The following is a 15,122-nucleotide window of genomic DNA, read 5'->3' on the forward strand; positions in this document are numbered from 1 at the left end:
TCGGCCGTCGCGTGCTCATTCCTCCGGAGCCCGCCGATGGCCGAACTACCCAATCACGACGCCGCACTGACCGAAATCTGCCTCGAGAGCGAGGCGATTTTCGACGGCTCGTTCCTCAAGCTGAAGCGTGACACCGTTCGTCTGCCGGACGGCAAGCAGGCCACGCGCGAATACGTCCAGCACCCGGGCGCGGTGATGGTGATCCCGCTGTTCGACGACGGCCGCGTGCTGATGGAAAGCCAGTATCGCTATCCCATCGGCAAGGTCATGGCCGAATTCCCGGCCGGCAAGCTCGATCCGAACGAAGGCGCGCTCGCCTGCGCGGTGCGCGAACTGCGCGAAGAAACCGGCTACACGGCACGCGAATACGTGTTCCTGGCCCGGATTCACCCGATCATTTCCTATTCGACCGAATTCATCGACCTGTATCTCGCGCGCGGGCTGACGGCCGGCGAGCGCAAGCTCGACGAAGGCGAATTCCTCGAAACCTTCACGGCGACGCTGCCCGACCTGCAGGAGTGGGTGCGCACGGGCCAGATTACCGACGTGAAGACGATCATCGGCACGATGTGGCTCGACAAGGTGCTGTCCGGAACCTGGCCGCTCGGTGCGGTCGAGAAGCCCTGACGACGCGTCAGCGGCGGGTGGGGCGCCGCGTTACAATTGGATGACGCGGCGGCTGTCCGGCCGCGCGGTCCTGATTTAGCACGATCGTTCACAAAAGCGCGTTTTGCGCTACACTCGTCACACGCCCTGATTCAGCATGAAGGTCCTCGATTTACAGTGCCCGCACGGTCATCGGTTCGAAGGCTGGTTTGCTTCCACCGATGAGTTCGAAGCGCAGTTGTCCCGCAAGCTGGTCGAATGCCCGGTGTGTGGGACGACCGAGATCAACCGGATGCCGTCGGCGCCGCGCCTGAACCTGTCGGGCGCGACGCAGGCGCAGCCGGCCGATCCACGTGCGCTGCAGGCGCAGGTGATGCGCGCGCTGCGCGAGGTGCTGGAGAAGACCGAGAACGTGGGCGAGCGCTTCGCCGAGGAAGCGCGGCGCATCCATTACAACGAGGCGCCGGCACGCAGCATTCGTGGCGTCACGACGCCGGAGGATGCGCAATCCTTGGCCGAAGAAGGCATCGACGTGATGCCGCTGCCGATTCCTGCCGCGCTGAAAGAACCGCTGCAATGACGTACGCAGTGTGTCCTTGGCCGGGCCGGACGGCCGCGGTCAGGAGACACTGCGCATGGATCTGGATTATTCCCCCGCCGACGACGCATTCCGCGTCGACGTCCGCGCCTGGCTCGAGGCCAATCTGCCTCACGCACTGCGCGCCAAGGTACTCGATCACAAACGACTCGCCCGCGAGGACTTCGCGAGCTGGCACCGGATTCTCGGCCAGCGCGGCTGGTCCGCGCCCGCGTGGCCGGCCGAATACGGCGGCCCGGACTGGAATGCGACGCAGCGGCACATCTGGGACGAGGAGTGCGCACGCATCGGCGCGCCGACCGTGCTGCCGTTCGGCGTATCGATGGTCGCGCCGGTACTGATGAAATACGGCAGCGAAGCGCAGAAGCGCCACTATCTGCCGCGTATCCTCGACGGCACCGACTGGTGGTGCCAGGGCTATTCCGAGCCGGGCTCCGGATCGGATCTCGCATCGCTGCGCACGCGCGCCGAACGTCATGGCGATCACTACGTCGTCAATGGCCAGAAGACATGGACGACGCTCGGCCAGTACGCGGACATGATGTTCTGTCTCGTGCGCACGGATCCGGCGGCGAAGAAGCAGGAGGGCATCTCGTTCCTGCTGATCGACATGAAGACGCCCGGCATCACGGTGCGTCCGATCATCACGCTCGACGAGGAGCACGAAGTCAACGAGGTGTTTTTCGAGGACGTGAAGGTGCCCGTCGAGAATCTCGTCGGCGATGAAAACCGCGGCTGGACCTACGCGAAATACCTGTTGGGCCACGAGCGAACCGGCATCGCGCGCGTTGGCGCGTCGAAGCGCGAGCTCGCGTTCCTGAAGCGCGTGGCGTCGAACCAGCGCAAGAACGGCAAGCCGTTGCTTGCCGATCCCGTGTTCGCCGCAAAGGTCGCGGCGCTCGAAGTCGAGCTGATGGCGCTCGAGGTGACGGTGCTGCGCGTCGTGAGCCGCGAGACGAGCGGCAAGGGGCCGGGCCCCGAAGCGTCGATGCTGAAGATCAAGGGTACTGAGGTGCAGCAGGCGCTCACCGAGCTGATGTTCGAGGCGATCGGGCCGCTCGCCGCGCCGTTCGACGTTCCGTTCCTCGAGGGTGAGCGCGAACACAGCAGCGCGGGCGACGACGATGCGGCGCCGCTCGCCGCGTACTACTTCAATTACCGGAAGACGTCGATCTACGGCGGTTCGAACGAGATTCAGAAGAACATCATCGCGCAGATGATCCTGGGGCTGTGATCAGGGAACGGAGACAACCATGGATTTCAGCTTTACCGATGAGCAGCAACAGTTCGCCGACGCGCTGCGCCGTTATCTCGGCGAGCAATACGGTTTCGACGCGCGCCAGGCCATCGTGCGCAGCGATGCCGGTGTGTCGGACGCACAATGGAGCGCATTCGCGGAGTTGGGCCTGACCGCGCTGCCCGTGCCGGACGCACAGGGTGGATTCGGCGGCGGCCCGGTCGACATGCTGGTCGTGATGCAGGAGCTCGGTCGCGCACTCGTGATCGAGCCGTACTGGGCGACGGCGGTCGGCATCGAGGCGCTGCGTGTCGCCGGGTCCGGCACGGGCGACGATGCCGCGTTGCTGGAAGCGGTCGCACAAGGGCAGAAGCGCCTCACCGTGGCATTCCACGAACCGCGGGCGCGCTACGACCTGTACGAACTCGATACGCACGCGCGCGAGCAGGGCGGCACGTACCGGCTGACCGGCACCAAGTCGGTCGTTCAGCACGGCGCACAGGCGCATTCGTGGATCGTGCCCGCGCGCGTCGACGGCGGCGGCATCGGCCTGTTCGTCGTCGAGCGCGATGCGGCGGGGGCGAAGCTCGTCGACTACCGGACGATCGACGGCCAGCGCGCCGCGACGATCGAGTTGCATGAAACGCCCGCGCGGCAGCTGACGGGCGGCGCACGCGATGCGGCCGCACTCGAGCAGATTGCCGATTACGCGACCTTCCTGCTCTGTGCGGAAGCGGTCGGCGCACTCGACGAACTGAACCGCGAAACGGTCGAATACACGAAGACGCGCGAACAGTTCGGCGTACCGATCGCGCGCTTCCAGGCACTGCAGCACCGGATGGTCGACATGCTGATTCACGCGGAGCAGGCGCGCTCGCTGACTTACCTGGCCGCGGTGCGTTACGCGGGCGGCGATGCCGATGCGCGGCGCAAGGCGGTTTCGGCCGCGAAGGCGAGGGTCGGCGCTGCCGCACGCTTCGTCGGCCAGCAGGCCGTGCAACTGCACGGCGGCATGGGTGTGACCAACGAGGTCGCCGCCGCACACCTGTTCAAGCGGCTGTCGATCATCGAGACGACACTGGGCGACACCGATCACCACCTTGCGCGCATCGCGGCCCTGCCGGATTTCGCGCAGACCGACGCGGCATGACGGCGACGCGCGAGCGCGCCAGAGGAGATAGACAGTGGGTATCAGTTACGAAGATCTGGAAGTCGGCAGTACGACCGAAATCGGCCGCTACACGTTCGAACCGGATGACATCAAGGCGTTCGCGCAACGCTACGATCCGCAACCGTTCCACCTCGACGAAGAGGCCGGCCAGGCATCGCCGTTCGGTGGACTGGTTGCGAGCGGCTGGCATACGTGTTCGGTGTTCATGAGCCTGCTCATCAAGAAGCTGGGACCGGATTCGACCAGCATGGGCTCGCCCGGCATCGACTCGATCCGCTGGCTCAAGCCCGTGCGCGCCGGCGACACGATCACGATGTACCAGAAGGTCCACGACAAGCGCGTGTCGGCGAGCAAGCCCGATCGCGGCATCGTGTCGACGGAGTGGATCGGCACCAACGGCGCCGGCGATACGGTGATCACCGTGCATACCAAGGTGATCTTCGGGCTGCGTCATCCGCAGGGAGCGGGCGCATGACGGACGTGACATTGCCGCTGATCGCGTCGACGCAAGCGCTGCATGAGCGGGTCGGCGCGGAACCGCTCGCGAGCGGCTGGGTCGAGATCGACCAGCGTCGGGTCGACCGTTTCGCCGATGCGACCGGCGATCACCAGTGGATTCACGTCGATCCCGAGCGCGCGCGGCGCGAGTCGCCGTTCGGCGGCCCGATCGCGCACGGCTTCCTGACGTTGTCGCTGATTCCCGCGCTGATGACCGATGCGATGCGCTTCGAGCAGAAGATGGGCGTGAACTACGGACTGAACCGCGTGCGGTTCCTGAAGCCGGTGCCGGTTGGCGCACGCGTGCGCGCGCTGTTCGCGGTGAAGGAGGTCGCGGCGGCCGCACAGGGCGGCGTACAGGTGACGTGGTCGGTATCGGTGCAGGTTGAGCGTCCGGACGCGCCGTTGCTCGTTTGCGCGGCGGAATTCATTACGCTGCACTACTTCTGATGCGCGCAGCGGCATCGACGGATGCCGCTGCGTCGCACGGCGCGTGCTTCTTCAGTGCTTCGCGTATTGCGTCGCGCCGAACAGCATCTCGCGTGCCTTGTCGTCCTGCAGGGGCTTGCGCAGCGATGCGAGCACCTCAACGCCGCGCTGCACGGCCGGACGTGCGGCAATCGTTTCGTGCCAGCGCTTCACATTCGGCAGTTCGTCGAGCACGATGCCCTGGTTTTGCCACGAACGCGTCCACGGGAACGTCGCAATGTCCGCGATCGTGTATGTGTCGCCGGCGAGATAGGCGGATTCGCCGAGGCGCTTTTCCATCACGTTGTACAGGCGCTTCGCTTCGTTAGTATAGCGATTGACCGCGTAGTCGATCTTCTCCGGCGCATACAGCCGGAAGTGATGCGCCTGCCCGAGCATCGGGCCGACGCCGCCCATCTGGAACATCAGCCATTCGAGCGTCGCGTAGCGCGCGGCCGGCTCGGTCGGCAGGAACTTGCCGGTCTTTTCCGCCAGGTACACGAGGATCGCGCCCGATTCGAACAGCGAGATCGGCTTGCCGCCGGGGCCGTTCGCGTCGACGATCGCGGGGATCTTGTTGTTCGGGCTGATCTTCAGGAATTCGGGCTTGAACTGGTCGCCCGCACCGATATCGACCGGATGCACACGATACGCGAGCCCCGTTTCCTCGAGCATGATGTGTACCTTGTGGCCGTTCGGGGTCGCCCAGCTGTAGACGTCGATCATCGTCAACTCCTTGATTGCATGCGCGAAAACGGCGCCGACAGGGCGCCGCGACAGGCGGTCATTAGAGCATGGATCGATATGTGCTGCAGGCGTCGGAAACGTGCGGCCGCGCGTCTGCGCGCGCATGTCGCTGCCGCGGCGGCAATGCCGTTGGAACGGCGGAAGCGTGCCGGATCAGCGCTTGTAGCGGGGCTGGCGTTTCTCGAGGAATGCGGTAATGCCTTCGAACGCGTCCGCATGATGCAGTGACGCGACGAAGTGATCGCGCTCGGAGCCGAGATGCGCATCGAGCGGCTGCGCGGTCGCATCGTCGAGCAATGACTTGATGCGCGTAAGCGCGTTCGGCGAGATGCCGGCAAGCGAGTCGGCCCACGCGAGTGCGTCGGACAGTGCGGCACCGGGCACGGCGAGCCGATTGACGACGCCGAGCGCATGCAGGCGTTCGGCCGCGACGGGCTTGCCCTCGAACAGGATTTCGGCGGCGAGCGCACGCGGCAGCGCGCGCGCAAGGAACCACGAGCCGCCGCCGTCGGGCGTGAGGCCGACGCGTGCGTACGACATCACGAACTTCGCGTCGTGCGCGGCAACGATCAGATCGCACGCGAGCGCGAGCGAGAAGCCCGCGCCGGCCGCCGCACCTTCGACTGCCGCGATCACGGGTTTCGTCGCTGCGCGGATCGCCGTGATCCACGCGCCGAGCTGATCGATGCTGTCGGCCTGGTAGTACGGATCCTTCGAGCGGTTGTCGAGCAGCCGGTTCAGGTTGCCGCCCGCGCAAAAGAAACGATCGGCCCCCGTGAGCACGACGGCGCGAATCGCGGGATCGCGCTCGGCGGTGGCGAGCGCTTCGACGCCGGCCGCATACATGTCGGGATGCAGCGCGTTGCGCGCGCCGGGATTGGATAGCGTGAGGACGAGCGTCGATTCGCTCTCGGGCGGACGGGAGGCCAGCAGTTCAGCACTCATTCGAGTGTGTCTCCATCGGATGGCGAGGCTGCGGCGCCGCATGTTACGCGGGCTCGTGCGCAACCCCGTGAGGGTGCTGCCGCAGCGGATGTATGGTTATCGTGACGGACGCGAAACTGCTTTAGACTAGCACGAACGTGCTTTTCAGCGCGACGCGTCCCGATGCGGCCGCCATCACTGCGACCGCGCCTCAGCAACGAAGGAGACTCCGATGCTACAGCTGTGCGGTATTCCGTTGTCCAACTACTACAACAAGGTGAAGTTCGTCCTGCTCGAGCATGACATCCCGTTCGAGGAATCGGCATGCAGCCTGCCGATCAGCGATCCGGCACTGCTCGCCGATTCGCCGCTCGGCAAGATTCCGTTCTTGAAGACGGAAGAGGGCGCGCTGTTCGAGTCGCAAGTGATCATCGAGTATCTTGCGGCGCGTTATCCCGACAAGGCCATTTTCCCGGCCGGGCCGTTCGCGGCCGCGAAGGTGCGCGAACTCGTCGAGACGCTCGAGTTGTATCTCGAATGGACGGCGCGCGAGGTCTATACGGAAGCGTTTTTCGGCGGCAAGGTCAGCGACGGGATGAAGGCGCACGTCGAGAAGCGCCTGCCGCGCGCGATCGATGCATTCAAGCGGATGGCGCAGTTCTCGCCCTACGTGCTCGGCGACACATTCAGTCTTGCGGACATTGCCGCAGCGATCCATCTGCCGGTGATCGGGATGGCGACGAAGGCCATCTTCGGCCGCGATTTCCTGCTCGACGCCGGTATCGACTGGAAGGCGCACGCGAAGCTGGTCGGCGAGCGGCCGGCCGCGCAGCGCGTGGCGGCCGATCGCAAGGCCTACGTCGAGGCAACCAGCGCCGCGCGTTCGTAAGCGCGACCCGGGCACGGCACAGGGCGGCACCTGTGCCGTGCCGGACTTACAGGCGCGCGAGCCGTTCGAGTGCGGACGCGAGCGTGCTTTCCTGTTTCGCGAAGCAGAAGCGCACGACGCCCGATTCGTGCGGCTCGTGATAGAACGCCGACACCGGAATTGCCGCCACGCCGATCTCCGACGTGAGCCACTTCGAGAATTCCGCTTCGGGCAGGTCGCTGATCGCCGAATAATCGACGCACTGGAAGTACGTGCCCGTGCACGGCAGCAGCCTGAAGCGCGTGCGATCGAGTCCGGCGCGGAAGAAGTCGCGCTTCTTCTGGTAGAAGTCGGGCAGTGTTAGGTACGGTGCCGGATCTCGCAGGTAGTCGGCGAGCCCGATCTGCATTGGCGTGTTCACCGTGAACACGTTGAACTGATGGACCTTGCGGAACTCCGCGGTCAGCGCGGCAGGCGCCGCGACATAGCCGACCTTCCAGCCCGTCACGTGATAGGTCTTGCCGAAGCTCGACACGATGAAGCTGCGCGCGGCCAGTTCCGGGTAGCGTGCGACGCTTTCGTGCCGCGCGCCGTCGTAGACCATGTGTTCGTACACTTCATCCGACAGGATCAGCACGTTGGTGCCGCGCACGATCTCCTCGAGCTTGCGCATGCCGGCCTCGCGCCACACGGTGCCGGTCGGGTTGTGCGGCGTGTTGATCATGATCATCCGCGTCTTCGGCGTGATCGCGGCGGCCAGACGATCGAACGGGATCGCATAGTCGGGCGCTTCCAGCGTGACGAATACGGGCTTGCCGCCGGCGAGCTCGATCGACGGCAGATAGCTGTCGTAGGTCGGTTCGACGACGATCACCTCGTCGCCGGGATGCACCGCGCACAGGATCGCCGTCAGCAGTGCCTGCGTCGCGCCGGCGGTCACCGTGATCTCGGTGGCCGGATCGTAGCGCCGGCCGTAGACCTGTGCGATCTTGTCGGCGATCGCATCGCGCAACGGCGCGACGCCGGCCATCGGCGGATACTGGTTGTGACCGTTGCGCATCGCGGCCGCGACCGCGTCGACGATGCGCGGGTCGCAATCGAAATCCGGGAAGCCCTGGCCGAGGTTCACGGCGCCTTTCTCGGCGGCGAGCGCACTCATGACCGTGAAGATCGTGGTGCCGACGTTCGGCAGGCGCGAGGGGAAAACGGGAGTCGTAGGCATGTCGAAAGGAGCGTTCATCGATACGGTCGCAAGCGGGTGGCGCCGGGCCCGTCAGGCCGGCGTGGTGGGACTGCCCGACGCGGCATCGAGCGCGCAGGCTTCGGTAAACGGCGCGGGCTGCGCGATCCGGAAGCCGAAGTCGCGCGCGGTGCGCTTCGCGAGCTTGAGCAGCGCGCGGTCCTTCGACACGAGCCAGTCGGCCTGCGCTGCGCGCGCGAGCTCGAGAAACTTCTGATCGTCGCGGTCCTTGCACTTCGGCAGCGGCGGCGCGTCGGCGTCGACGGGTGGCGGCTCGACGAGGGTCGTCAGGCGGGCGACGGTCGCGAGCGCTTCGATCTTGTCGATCGCGCGCGCCTCGAACTGCGGATAGTCGAGCACGAGCTCGAGTTCGTTCAGGCAGCGGCCGTCGATCACGGCGGCCAGCGTGCCGCGTTCGAGCGCAGCCCGGATCGGGCGTGTGGCAGGGTCGTCGAATACGAGTATGTCGATCCAGACGTTCGAGTCGAGCACGACGCGATGTGCGGCATGCGGGGCGAGGGAGCGGGTCATTCGTTACAATCGGTGGTTTTCGTCTGACCGCAAGGCACGGCGTGCCAGCGAGCCTCTATGATAATCGTTCTCTCCCCAGCCAAATCCCTCGACTACGATACGCCCGCCCACGTCCCGTCTTACACGAAGCCTGCATTCGTCGACGATGCGTCGGAACTGATCGACGGCCTGCGCAAGCTGTCGCCGCAGGACATCTCGACGCTGATGGACATCTCCGACCCGCTCGCGCGGCTGAACTTCCAGCGCTACGCGGACTGGTCGCCGACCTTCACGACGGCCAATGCGAAGCAGGCGGTGCTCGCGTTCAACGGCGACGTGTACGAAGGGTTCGATGCAAAATCGCTGTCGGCCGCCGATCTCGACTATGCGCAGCAGCACGTGCGCGTGCTGTCGGGCCTGTACGGGCTGCTGCGTCCGCTCGACCTGCTGCAGCCGTACCGGCTCGAGATGGGTACCCGTTTCGCGAACGCGCGCGGCAAGGACCTGTATGCGTTCTGGGGCGACCGGATCACGCGGGCACTGAACGAGCAGCTCGAGACGCGCAGCGGCGCGGCGCGCGTGCTGGTCAACTGCGCGTCGACCGAGTACTTCAAGTCGGTCAAGCCGAAACTGTTGGCCGCGCCGGTCGTCACGCCGGTGTTCGAGGACTGGAAGGGCGGTCGCTACAAGATCATCAGCTTCCATGCGAAGCGCGCCCGTGGCCTGATGGCGCGCTATATCGTCGAGAACCGCATCGCGGAGCCGGCGGCGCTGAAGGATTTCGCGGTGGAAGACTACGCGTTCGATGCCTCTGCGTCGAACGATTCGACTTACGTATATCGCCGGCGAATCGGCGAGTGACCAAGCCGGCCGTTCACGAGACGGCCGGCGCATGCATGAGGCCGGACACGCGGCAAACCGCCCGTTCCTGTCGACAGCTTTGCATGGGACCGGAGTAAGTGCTGAAGCAGTAACTTCGGTCGACATAGGAGAGACAGATGACCCTTTCGATCACCAGCAATTTCGACGCGGGCGCCATCGACGTCGTGGCATGCGACAGCGCGGACGCGATCCGGCTGCGTGTACGCGGCGACAACCGCTCGGAATTCGCGCAATGGTTCTACTTCCGCCTGACGGGCGCGCGCGGCGAGCGATGCGTGATGTCGTTCGAGAATGCGGCCGAATGCGCGTATCCGTCGGGATGGCGCAACTACGGGGCGGTCGCGAGCTATGACCGGGTCCACTGGTTCCGCGTGCCGACGACGTTCGACGGCAAGACGATGACCATCGACCATACGCCCGAGTTCGACAGCATCTACTACGCGTATTTCGAGCCGTACTCGGAAGAGCGTCATGCGGCGTTCCTCGGCGCGGTCCAGCAATTGCCGCAGGCGAGCGTCGTCGAACTCGGCCGCACGGTCGAAGGCCGTCCGATGTCGCTGCTGACGCTCGGTACGCCGGAAGTCGATGGGGCACCGAAGAAGAAGGTATGGATCATCGCGCGCCAGCACCCGGGCGAGACGATGGCCGAGTGGTTCGTCGAAGGGCTCGTCAAGCGACTGGCCGGATGGGGCGACTGGGCGGGCGATCCGGTGGCGCGCAAGCTGTACGACCGCGCGACGTTCTACATCGTTCCGAACATGAATCCGGACGGTAGCGTGCACGGCAACCTGCGCACCAACGCGGCGGGCGCGAACCTGAACCGCGAGTGGATGGCGCCCGATGCCGAGCGCAGCCCCGAAGTGCTGGCCGTGCGCGATGCGATCCATGCGATCGGCTGCGACATGTTCTTCGACATTCACGGCGACGAGGATCTGCCGTACGTGTTCGTCGCGGGTTCGGAGATGCTGCCGAGCTTTACCGAGCAGCAGGGCAAGGAGCAGACCGCGTTCATCGATGCGTTCAAGGTCGCGAGCCCGGATTTCCAGACCGAGCATGGCTATGCGGCGAGCAAGTACAAGGAAGATGCGCTCAAGCTCGCGTCGAAGTACATCGGCCATCAGTTCGGCTGTCTGTCGCTGACGCTCGAGATGCCGTTCAAGGACAACGCGAACCTGCCCGACGAGCGGGTTGGCTGGAACGGCGAGCGGAGCGCTGCACTCGGCGCGGCGATGCTGGCCGCAATCCTGGTGCATGTCGAGACGTTTGCGTAAGCGCATCGTCGTCGATATGAAAAAAGCCGGCGCATCGCGTGATGCGCCGGCTTTTTAGCTTTTGTCGTTGCCGCTCCGTCGTATCAGGACTTCTTCACGGTTTTCTTCTTCACGGCTTTCTTCTGGCCGCTGGAATTCTTCGTTGCGACGGCTTTCTTGCCGGTGCGGCCGGATGCCTTGACCTTACCGCGGTGCGACTTGCCCTTGAATTTCTTCGTCGACGACGACGGGCGCTCGACGCGCGGCTTCAGCGGCGGCACGGGATCGTTCCAGCTGAACGCAAGCATTTGCTGACCGACATAGCCGCAGCGAAATTTCAGCGGTGTCGGGTCGCTGCCGTCGCTATGGACGCCCAGGCCATCCACGGTGACGATGTTGTCGACTTTCACGCGCTGCTTGCCCTCATCGAACGAATCGTTCCACGGCGTGATCGTCGCGTTGCCGCTTGCGAACGCGTTGGGCGCGAAGTCGACGCGGTCGAAGGCCGACGACGTGCTGGCGATGAAGCTGCCGTGCGCCGCACAATCGGCGACGATCGGATCGGCATGCATCTCGTTGACGAATTTGTTGATCAGTTCGGAGCGCTGGTCGAGGAGGTCGGCGAATACCGGTGCCGGAAGCGCAAGCGACAGGCCCGCGACACAGGCTGCCAGCTTGCCGAGCGCCCGGAAAATCCGGAGCGAGGCAGGTGAGCTGTCCATCTGGTTATTGGTGAGAAGCGAATGAGGCATCGGGCACGTATAGATGCCCGATGAAGAACAGGAGTTCAATCTTAGCGTAAAAAAGTTGTGCGGCAGTAGATGCCGCACTCTCCCGCGCTGCGCAAACAGATCGCCGCGTGCAGCGATCGCATCGGAACCGGCGCGTTCAGGCGCGCGGGCCGCCGAGGCGATAGCGCCGAACGTCGAACGTCGTGACCCACGCCGGGCGATAGACGGCGATGAGCGCGGTGGCCATGCCGGTGAACCACGCTTCGCCGAGCGCGAGTAGCGCGGTGTTCAGCAGATAGCCGGAAGGAATCACGACGGGCACGCCGTCCGCGAGCGCGAGCTGGACACCGGCCGCGACCCCGGCTACCGCGGCGATCGCGATGGCCGGTGACAGGAATCCCTGGCCGGTGATGAACGACGTGAGGTTGTGCGGGAGCCACGCGATCGCGGCGCGTTGCAGCAACGCGGACACGGCGACCGGTAGCGCGCCGTAGATCAGGTAGGTGAGGCCGATGCCTTGCCACGGCGCATCAAAGACGATCGCGGCGACGGCCGTGACGGCACCCATCGCGATCAGCGCAAGCGTCCAGTCGAACAGCGTGACGAGCAGTGTCGCGCCGAGCAGGTGCATGACGATGCCGTCCTCGAGCCACGCATTCGAGGCCCAAAGCACCGTGATCGCGGTGACGAGCGCGAGCCACACGTGCTGGAGCGTTGCGTCCTGCAGCCGGACGAAGGGACGATTCCAGAGCGCGAGCGCGAGCAGCGCCACGGCGGCGATCCAGCCGCCGATGCCAACCCAGAGCGGAAGCGGTGTGAAAAGAAAACCCATGCGTTCATATTACTCGTTGAGCATCAAACGTGGGAATCCACACATGTCGACCGTCGCAATATCGATACTGCCCGGTCAGCGCTCGCGCCGAAACCGCGCCGGCGGTTCGGCCGCGAGCGGCAGGTCCCGAGTGCCTGCGTTCGCGGCAGGCAACGGGTATGGACGGTCGTTCCGTTGAGCACGAAGCGGAACCGGGCCGCGTTCGCCGATGACGGGCTTGCTTGCACGATCACGGTTCGCCAGCAGCACCTCGAGATGGGGCGACAACCAGCCGTTGTAGATCGCGACTGCGGCGGCGCGGTTTGCCGCGCCCAACTGCTGGAAGATGCTGGCGAGGTGGATCTTCACGGTGCCTTCGCTGATGCCAAGCGTGCGGGCGATCATCTTGTTGGTGCTGCCCATATGGACGAATCGCATGATCTGCGCCTGCCTCGGCGACAGGAGGCCGCTTGGCGGGCGGCGCGGCAGCGATCCGGCGAGCGTCTGGAAATGGGTGTCGTGACGTGCCGCGGCGGCGGAGGGCAGCAGGCTGAGCGCGATCGGCGGGATGTAATGGCCACCCAGGAGAACCATTTCGAGCGCCCGCACGATCAGGTGCGGCCGTGTGGAGTGCGGGATCACGCCCGCGACGCCATAGTTGTAGAAGCGCTGGATGGCCTCCGGCGTGGATTCGTCGATCAGAACCGCGGCGGGTGTCGGCGAGCAGGCGCTGCAGAGCGCCTGGAGTTCGCTGTGACGGCCGACGTCCAGCCAGTCGATGGCAACGAGGTCGAAACGTTGGGTGCGCAGCAGCCGGCGCGCCTGGAAACCATCGGGCGCATCGTTGATGCTGGCGTGACGGTCGATCTGCCGCAGCAGGGCCTTCAGTCCGTCACGCCGTTCGGCGTCTGAGTTCAGCACCAGGAACCGCATATTCAACCTCCGTAAGGTAAGTCATTGAGCTGCCGTCGGCATGCGTTGGATTCGATAATGACAAAGACCTTACACGATGTCTGCTTGGCTGAAAGGCTTAGGAAAAGTCTGAAATTTCGAGTGAGGGAAATGCGGGCGAGAAAAAAGCCGCTCCGGCTGGAACCGGGAGCGGCTTCGTCGGGCAGGCTCAATGGGCCTGCGGTGCGCGATCAGTGAAAGTGCGGTTGGGCGGGCGATGCGTCTTCCGGCATTTCCGCATGGACGATTTCGCCGAGCGGATCCGCATAGAGCGGCACGCCGCAGTCGTCGCAGTATTCGGGCTCGAATCGGCCTGCGTGCCGGCGGACGTCGGTTACGCCGCATTCCTTCAGCAGGCTCACGATTTCCTCGAGCGGCCCTTCGATCGGTGCTTCGCCTTCGAGCGTCGCGCTGTCGATCGACACGTCGCCGTTCTCGCGGCCGTAGAGCGGCCACACGACGCCATAGATCACGTCGTTGCTGGCACGTCGCGTGAAGCCGACGCGATACTCGTCGATCCGGCGCTCGCCGAAGCCGGCGACCACTGCGCGCAGTTCTTGCGGTGCCGCACCAAGTGTGTCGAAAAGATAACGGATGGCCGTTCGGACCGTGTGCGGACGGATGCGCTCGTCCGCATCGCGGCATGCCGAATAGTACGCGTCCGGAAGTAGACATTCGAACTCGCAGCCGGGGAGGGCAGCCGACAGGTTCGGGCCACCCTGGGCGGTCCATTGCTCGAGACACTGGCCGCGTTCGATCCGGTTGCCGTGCTCTTCTTCCTGCCAGCGGAACAGCGGTGCGCCGGCCGGCGCGGCGACGACGGCGAGCAGGAAGCGCGGGTCGGCCAGGATCGGCGAGGTTTCGGGCAGGTCGCCGAAGCTGAGCTTGGCGGCGTGCTGGCCGAGCGCCGCATGCGCGAGCTGCTGGGCGAGCCGGTAGGTCTCGACATGGTGGCGCGGCAGCTGGTCGATGCTGTACAGGAACGGGGCCAGCCCGACGAGCGTGCCGGTGGCGAGCACGTGTGCCTGCAGGTGCGCGCGCAGTGCGTCGGCGACATCGCTCTTCAGCGGGCCCGACGGAATCATGTAGCGCGTCCACGCGAGAACGGGAACGGCGACCAGCAGCGCATCGTACGGCTGGCCGTCGTGCTCGATCACCATCGATTCACTATGCGTCTCGGCCATGTCGGCGAGCGCGCCATAGGCATCGGGGTGGTTCTGCTGCAGATGGTCGAGTGCTGCGTCGAGCGTGGTCTGGTTGCCGTTGCGAACAATCTTGGCGAGCAGCGCATCGAGCTTCGCTTCCCAGAAGCGATCCTCGATGCGACTGCCCGAGGCGAAGAGCGCAAGCGACAGGCCGACCAGTTTGTCGGCGTCGGGGGGGAGGCGTTTGGCGATTCGCTGGCGCATATTAAATACGTATAGAAAGGGGCGAAGAACCTCATATTCTAGTCCGTTCTTTGCACCATAAGCGGTCTCGTGCTGCGGCATGGCCGGAAGGCCGAATCGGCGGGGATGAAGGAAAAAATCCATCAACCCCTTGCGCGATGGCCGGGAGCTGCTTAGAATCACGCCTCTTTCGCGCTAACGGAAACGCGGCGCGGGAGGAAGAAGGGAAGCGGTGCGGTTGA

17 protein-coding genes are annotated in these 15,122 nt (G+C 65.1%); 9 read left to right on the forward strand and 8 right to left on the reverse strand.

The features are described 5' to 3' along the window. Window positions 1–36: 36 nt before the first annotated feature. From DIE23_RS13375 to DIE23_RS13400, 6 genes are all read left to right on the forward strand, one after another. Window positions 37–627, forward strand: coding sequence for an NUDIX domain-containing protein (locus DIE23_RS13375; RefSeq protein ID WP_124612546.1), 591 nt, complete (start codon window positions 37–39; stop codon window positions 625–627). A gap of 136 nt (window positions 628–763) precedes the next feature. Further along, window positions 764–1,186, forward strand: coding sequence for a DUF1178 family protein (locus DIE23_RS13380; RefSeq protein ID WP_124612547.1), 423 nt, complete (start codon window positions 764–766; stop codon window positions 1,184–1,186). 55 nt (window positions 1,187–1,241) lie between these two features. Next, on the forward strand, window positions 1,242–2,438 hold the full coding sequence (locus DIE23_RS13385; RefSeq protein WP_124612548.1) for an acyl-CoA dehydrogenase family protein: 1,197 nt from the start codon (window positions 1,242–1,244) through the stop codon (window positions 2,436–2,438). A gap of 19 nt (window positions 2,439–2,457) precedes the next feature. Continuing rightward, the gene (locus DIE23_RS13390; protein ID WP_124612549.1) at window positions 2,458–3,591 is read left to right on the forward strand and encodes an acyl-CoA dehydrogenase family protein; all 1,134 of its coding nucleotides are present in this window, start codon (window positions 2,458–2,460) and stop codon (window positions 3,589–3,591) included. 34 nt (window positions 3,592–3,625) lie between these two features. Beyond that, window positions 3,626–4,087, forward strand: a complete 462-nt coding sequence (locus DIE23_RS13395; RefSeq protein WP_124612550.1) for a MaoC family dehydratase — start codon at window positions 3,626–3,628, stop codon at window positions 4,085–4,087. Continuing rightward, the gene (locus DIE23_RS13400; RefSeq protein WP_124612551.1) at window positions 4,084–4,560 is read left to right on the forward strand and encodes a MaoC family dehydratase; all 477 of its coding nucleotides are present in this window, start codon (window positions 4,084–4,086) and stop codon (window positions 4,558–4,560) included. The genes DIE23_RS13395 and DIE23_RS13400 overlap by 4 nt, the downstream gene beginning before the upstream one ends. Window positions 4,561–4,611: 51 nt before the next feature. On the opposite strand, the gene DIE23_RS13405 is transcribed toward DIE23_RS13400, so the two are convergent. Together DIE23_RS13405 and DIE23_RS13410 are read right to left on the reverse strand one after the other, a co-directional pair. Further along, window positions 4,612–5,304 carry a glutathione binding-like protein gene (locus DIE23_RS13405; RefSeq protein WP_124612552.1) on the reverse strand — a complete coding sequence of 231 codons (693 nt, stop codon included), beginning with the start codon at window positions 5,302–5,304 and terminating at the stop codon, window positions 4,612–4,614. Window positions 5,305–5,478: 174 nt separating this feature from the next. Then, window positions 5,479–6,270 carry an oxepin-CoA hydrolase, alternative type gene (locus tag DIE23_RS13410; protein WP_124612553.1) on the reverse strand — a complete coding sequence of 264 codons (792 nt, stop codon included), beginning with the start codon at window positions 6,268–6,270 and terminating at the stop codon, window positions 5,479–5,481. A gap of 211 nt (window positions 6,271–6,481) precedes the next feature. Between DIE23_RS13410 and DIE23_RS13415 the strand changes: the two genes are divergently transcribed. Further along, window positions 6,482–7,138 (forward strand): glutathione S-transferase, encoded by a 657-nt coding sequence (locus DIE23_RS13415; RefSeq protein ID WP_124612554.1) that lies wholly within the window; start codon window positions 6,482–6,484, stop codon window positions 7,136–7,138. Between the two features lie 46 nt (window positions 7,139–7,184). Here the strand turns inward: DIE23_RS13415 and DIE23_RS13420 are convergent, their stop codons facing one another. Both DIE23_RS13420 and DIE23_RS13425 read right to left on the reverse strand, forming a co-directional pair. Beyond that, window positions 7,185–8,357, reverse strand: coding sequence for a pyridoxal phosphate-dependent aminotransferase (locus DIE23_RS13420; protein ID WP_124612555.1), 1,173 nt, complete (start codon window positions 8,355–8,357; stop codon window positions 7,185–7,187). A gap of 33 nt (window positions 8,358–8,390) precedes the next feature. Then, window positions 8,391–8,888: a putative toxin-antitoxin system toxin component, PIN family gene (locus tag DIE23_RS13425; RefSeq protein ID WP_124612556.1), complete on the reverse strand. Its 498-nt coding sequence runs from the start codon at window positions 8,886–8,888 to the stop codon at window positions 8,391–8,393. 57 nt (window positions 8,889–8,945) lie between these two features. On the opposite strand from DIE23_RS13425, the gene yaaA reads away from it, so the two are divergent. Beyond that, the gene (gene yaaA / locus DIE23_RS13430) at window positions 8,946–9,728 is read left to right on the forward strand and encodes a peroxide stress protein YaaA (RefSeq protein WP_124612557.1); all 783 of its coding nucleotides are present in this window, start codon (window positions 8,946–8,948) and stop codon (window positions 9,726–9,728) included. A 137-nt stretch (window positions 9,729–9,865) separates the two neighbouring features. Then, window positions 9,866–11,020: a M14-type cytosolic carboxypeptidase gene (locus DIE23_RS13435; RefSeq protein WP_124612558.1), complete on the forward strand. Its 1,155-nt coding sequence runs from the start codon at window positions 9,866–9,868 to the stop codon at window positions 11,018–11,020. Between the two features lie 83 nt (window positions 11,021–11,103). Here the strand turns inward: DIE23_RS13435 and DIE23_RS13440 are convergent, their stop codons facing one another. The 4 genes from DIE23_RS13440 to DIE23_RS13455 all read right to left on the reverse strand — a co-directional run bounded on the left by DIE23_RS13440 (window position 11,104) and on the right by DIE23_RS13455 (window position 14,901). Then, window positions 11,104–11,751, reverse strand: a complete 648-nt coding sequence (locus DIE23_RS13440) for a BspC domain-containing protein (RefSeq protein WP_124612565.1) — start codon at window positions 11,749–11,751, stop codon at window positions 11,104–11,106. A gap of 136 nt (window positions 11,752–11,887) precedes the next feature. Then, window positions 11,888–12,562 (reverse strand): energy-coupling factor ABC transporter permease, encoded by a 675-nt coding sequence (locus DIE23_RS13445; RefSeq protein ID WP_124612559.1) that lies wholly within the window; start codon window positions 12,560–12,562, stop codon window positions 11,888–11,890. Window positions 12,563–12,637: 75 nt separating this feature from the next. After that, on the reverse strand, window positions 12,638–13,474 hold the full coding sequence (locus DIE23_RS13450; RefSeq protein ID WP_124612560.1) for a response regulator transcription factor: 837 nt from the start codon (window positions 13,472–13,474) through the stop codon (window positions 12,638–12,640). A gap of 209 nt (window positions 13,475–13,683) precedes the next feature. Continuing rightward, window positions 13,684–14,901, reverse strand: a complete 1,218-nt coding sequence (locus DIE23_RS13455; RefSeq protein ID WP_124612561.1) for a DUF2863 family protein — start codon at window positions 14,899–14,901, stop codon at window positions 13,684–13,686. Window positions 14,902–15,122 lie beyond the last annotated feature (221 nt).

The organism is Burkholderia sp. Bp9143, assembly GCF_003853645.1.
Lineage (GTDB): Bacteria > Pseudomonadota > Gammaproteobacteria > Burkholderiales > Burkholderiaceae > Burkholderia.

What these genes read in the sequence shown, in the direction of transcription:
- DIE23_RS13440 (WP_124612565.1), bottom strand. Translation starts at nt 11,751, where the DNA reads ATGCCTCATTCGCTTCTCACCAATAACCAGATGGACAGCTCACCTGCC.
- DIE23_RS13405 (WP_124612552.1), bottom strand. Translation starts at nt 5,304, where the DNA reads ATGATCGACGTCTACAGCTGGGCGACCCCGAACGGCCACAAGGTACAC.
- DIE23_RS13455 (WP_124612561.1), bottom strand. Translation starts at nt 14,901, where the DNA reads ATGCGCCAGCGAATCGCCAAACGCCTCCCCCCCGACGCCGACAAACTG.
- DIE23_RS13375 (WP_124612546.1), top strand. Translation starts at nt 37, where the DNA reads ATGGCCGAACTACCCAATCACGACGCCGCACTGACCGAAATCTGCCTC.
- DIE23_RS13435 (WP_124612558.1), top strand. Translation starts at nt 9,866, where the DNA reads ATGACCCTTTCGATCACCAGCAATTTCGACGCGGGCGCCATCGACGTC.
- DIE23_RS13450 (WP_124612560.1), bottom strand. Translation starts at nt 13,474, where the DNA reads ATGCGGTTCCTGGTGCTGAACTCAGACGCCGAACGGCGTGACGGACTG.
- DIE23_RS13385 (WP_124612548.1), top strand. Translation starts at nt 1,242, where the DNA reads ATGGATCTGGATTATTCCCCCGCCGACGACGCATTCCGCGTCGACGTC.
- DIE23_RS13410 (WP_124612553.1), bottom strand. Translation starts at nt 6,270, where the DNA reads ATGAGTGCTGAACTGCTGGCCTCCCGTCCGCCCGAGAGCGAATCGACG.
- DIE23_RS13425 (WP_124612556.1), bottom strand. Translation starts at nt 8,888, where the DNA reads ATGACCCGCTCCCTCGCCCCGCATGCCGCACATCGCGTCGTGCTCGAC.
- DIE23_RS13420 (WP_124612555.1), bottom strand. Translation starts at nt 8,357, where the DNA reads ATGAACGCTCCTTTCGACATGCCTACGACTCCCGTTTTCCCCTCGCGC.
- DIE23_RS13380 (WP_124612547.1), top strand. Translation starts at nt 764, where the DNA reads ATGAAGGTCCTCGATTTACAGTGCCCGCACGGTCATCGGTTCGAAGGC.
- DIE23_RS13415 (WP_124612554.1), top strand. Translation starts at nt 6,482, where the DNA reads ATGCTACAGCTGTGCGGTATTCCGTTGTCCAACTACTACAACAAGGTG.
- DIE23_RS13390 (WP_124612549.1), top strand. Translation starts at nt 2,458, where the DNA reads ATGGATTTCAGCTTTACCGATGAGCAGCAACAGTTCGCCGACGCGCTG.
- yaaA (WP_124612557.1), top strand. Translation starts at nt 8,946, where the DNA reads ATGATAATCGTTCTCTCCCCAGCCAAATCCCTCGACTACGATACGCCC.
- DIE23_RS13445 (WP_124612559.1), bottom strand. Translation starts at nt 12,562, where the DNA reads ATGGGTTTTCTTTTCACACCGCTTCCGCTCTGGGTTGGCATCGGCGGC.
- DIE23_RS13400 (WP_124612551.1), top strand. Translation starts at nt 4,084, where the DNA reads ATGACGGACGTGACATTGCCGCTGATCGCGTCGACGCAAGCGCTGCAT.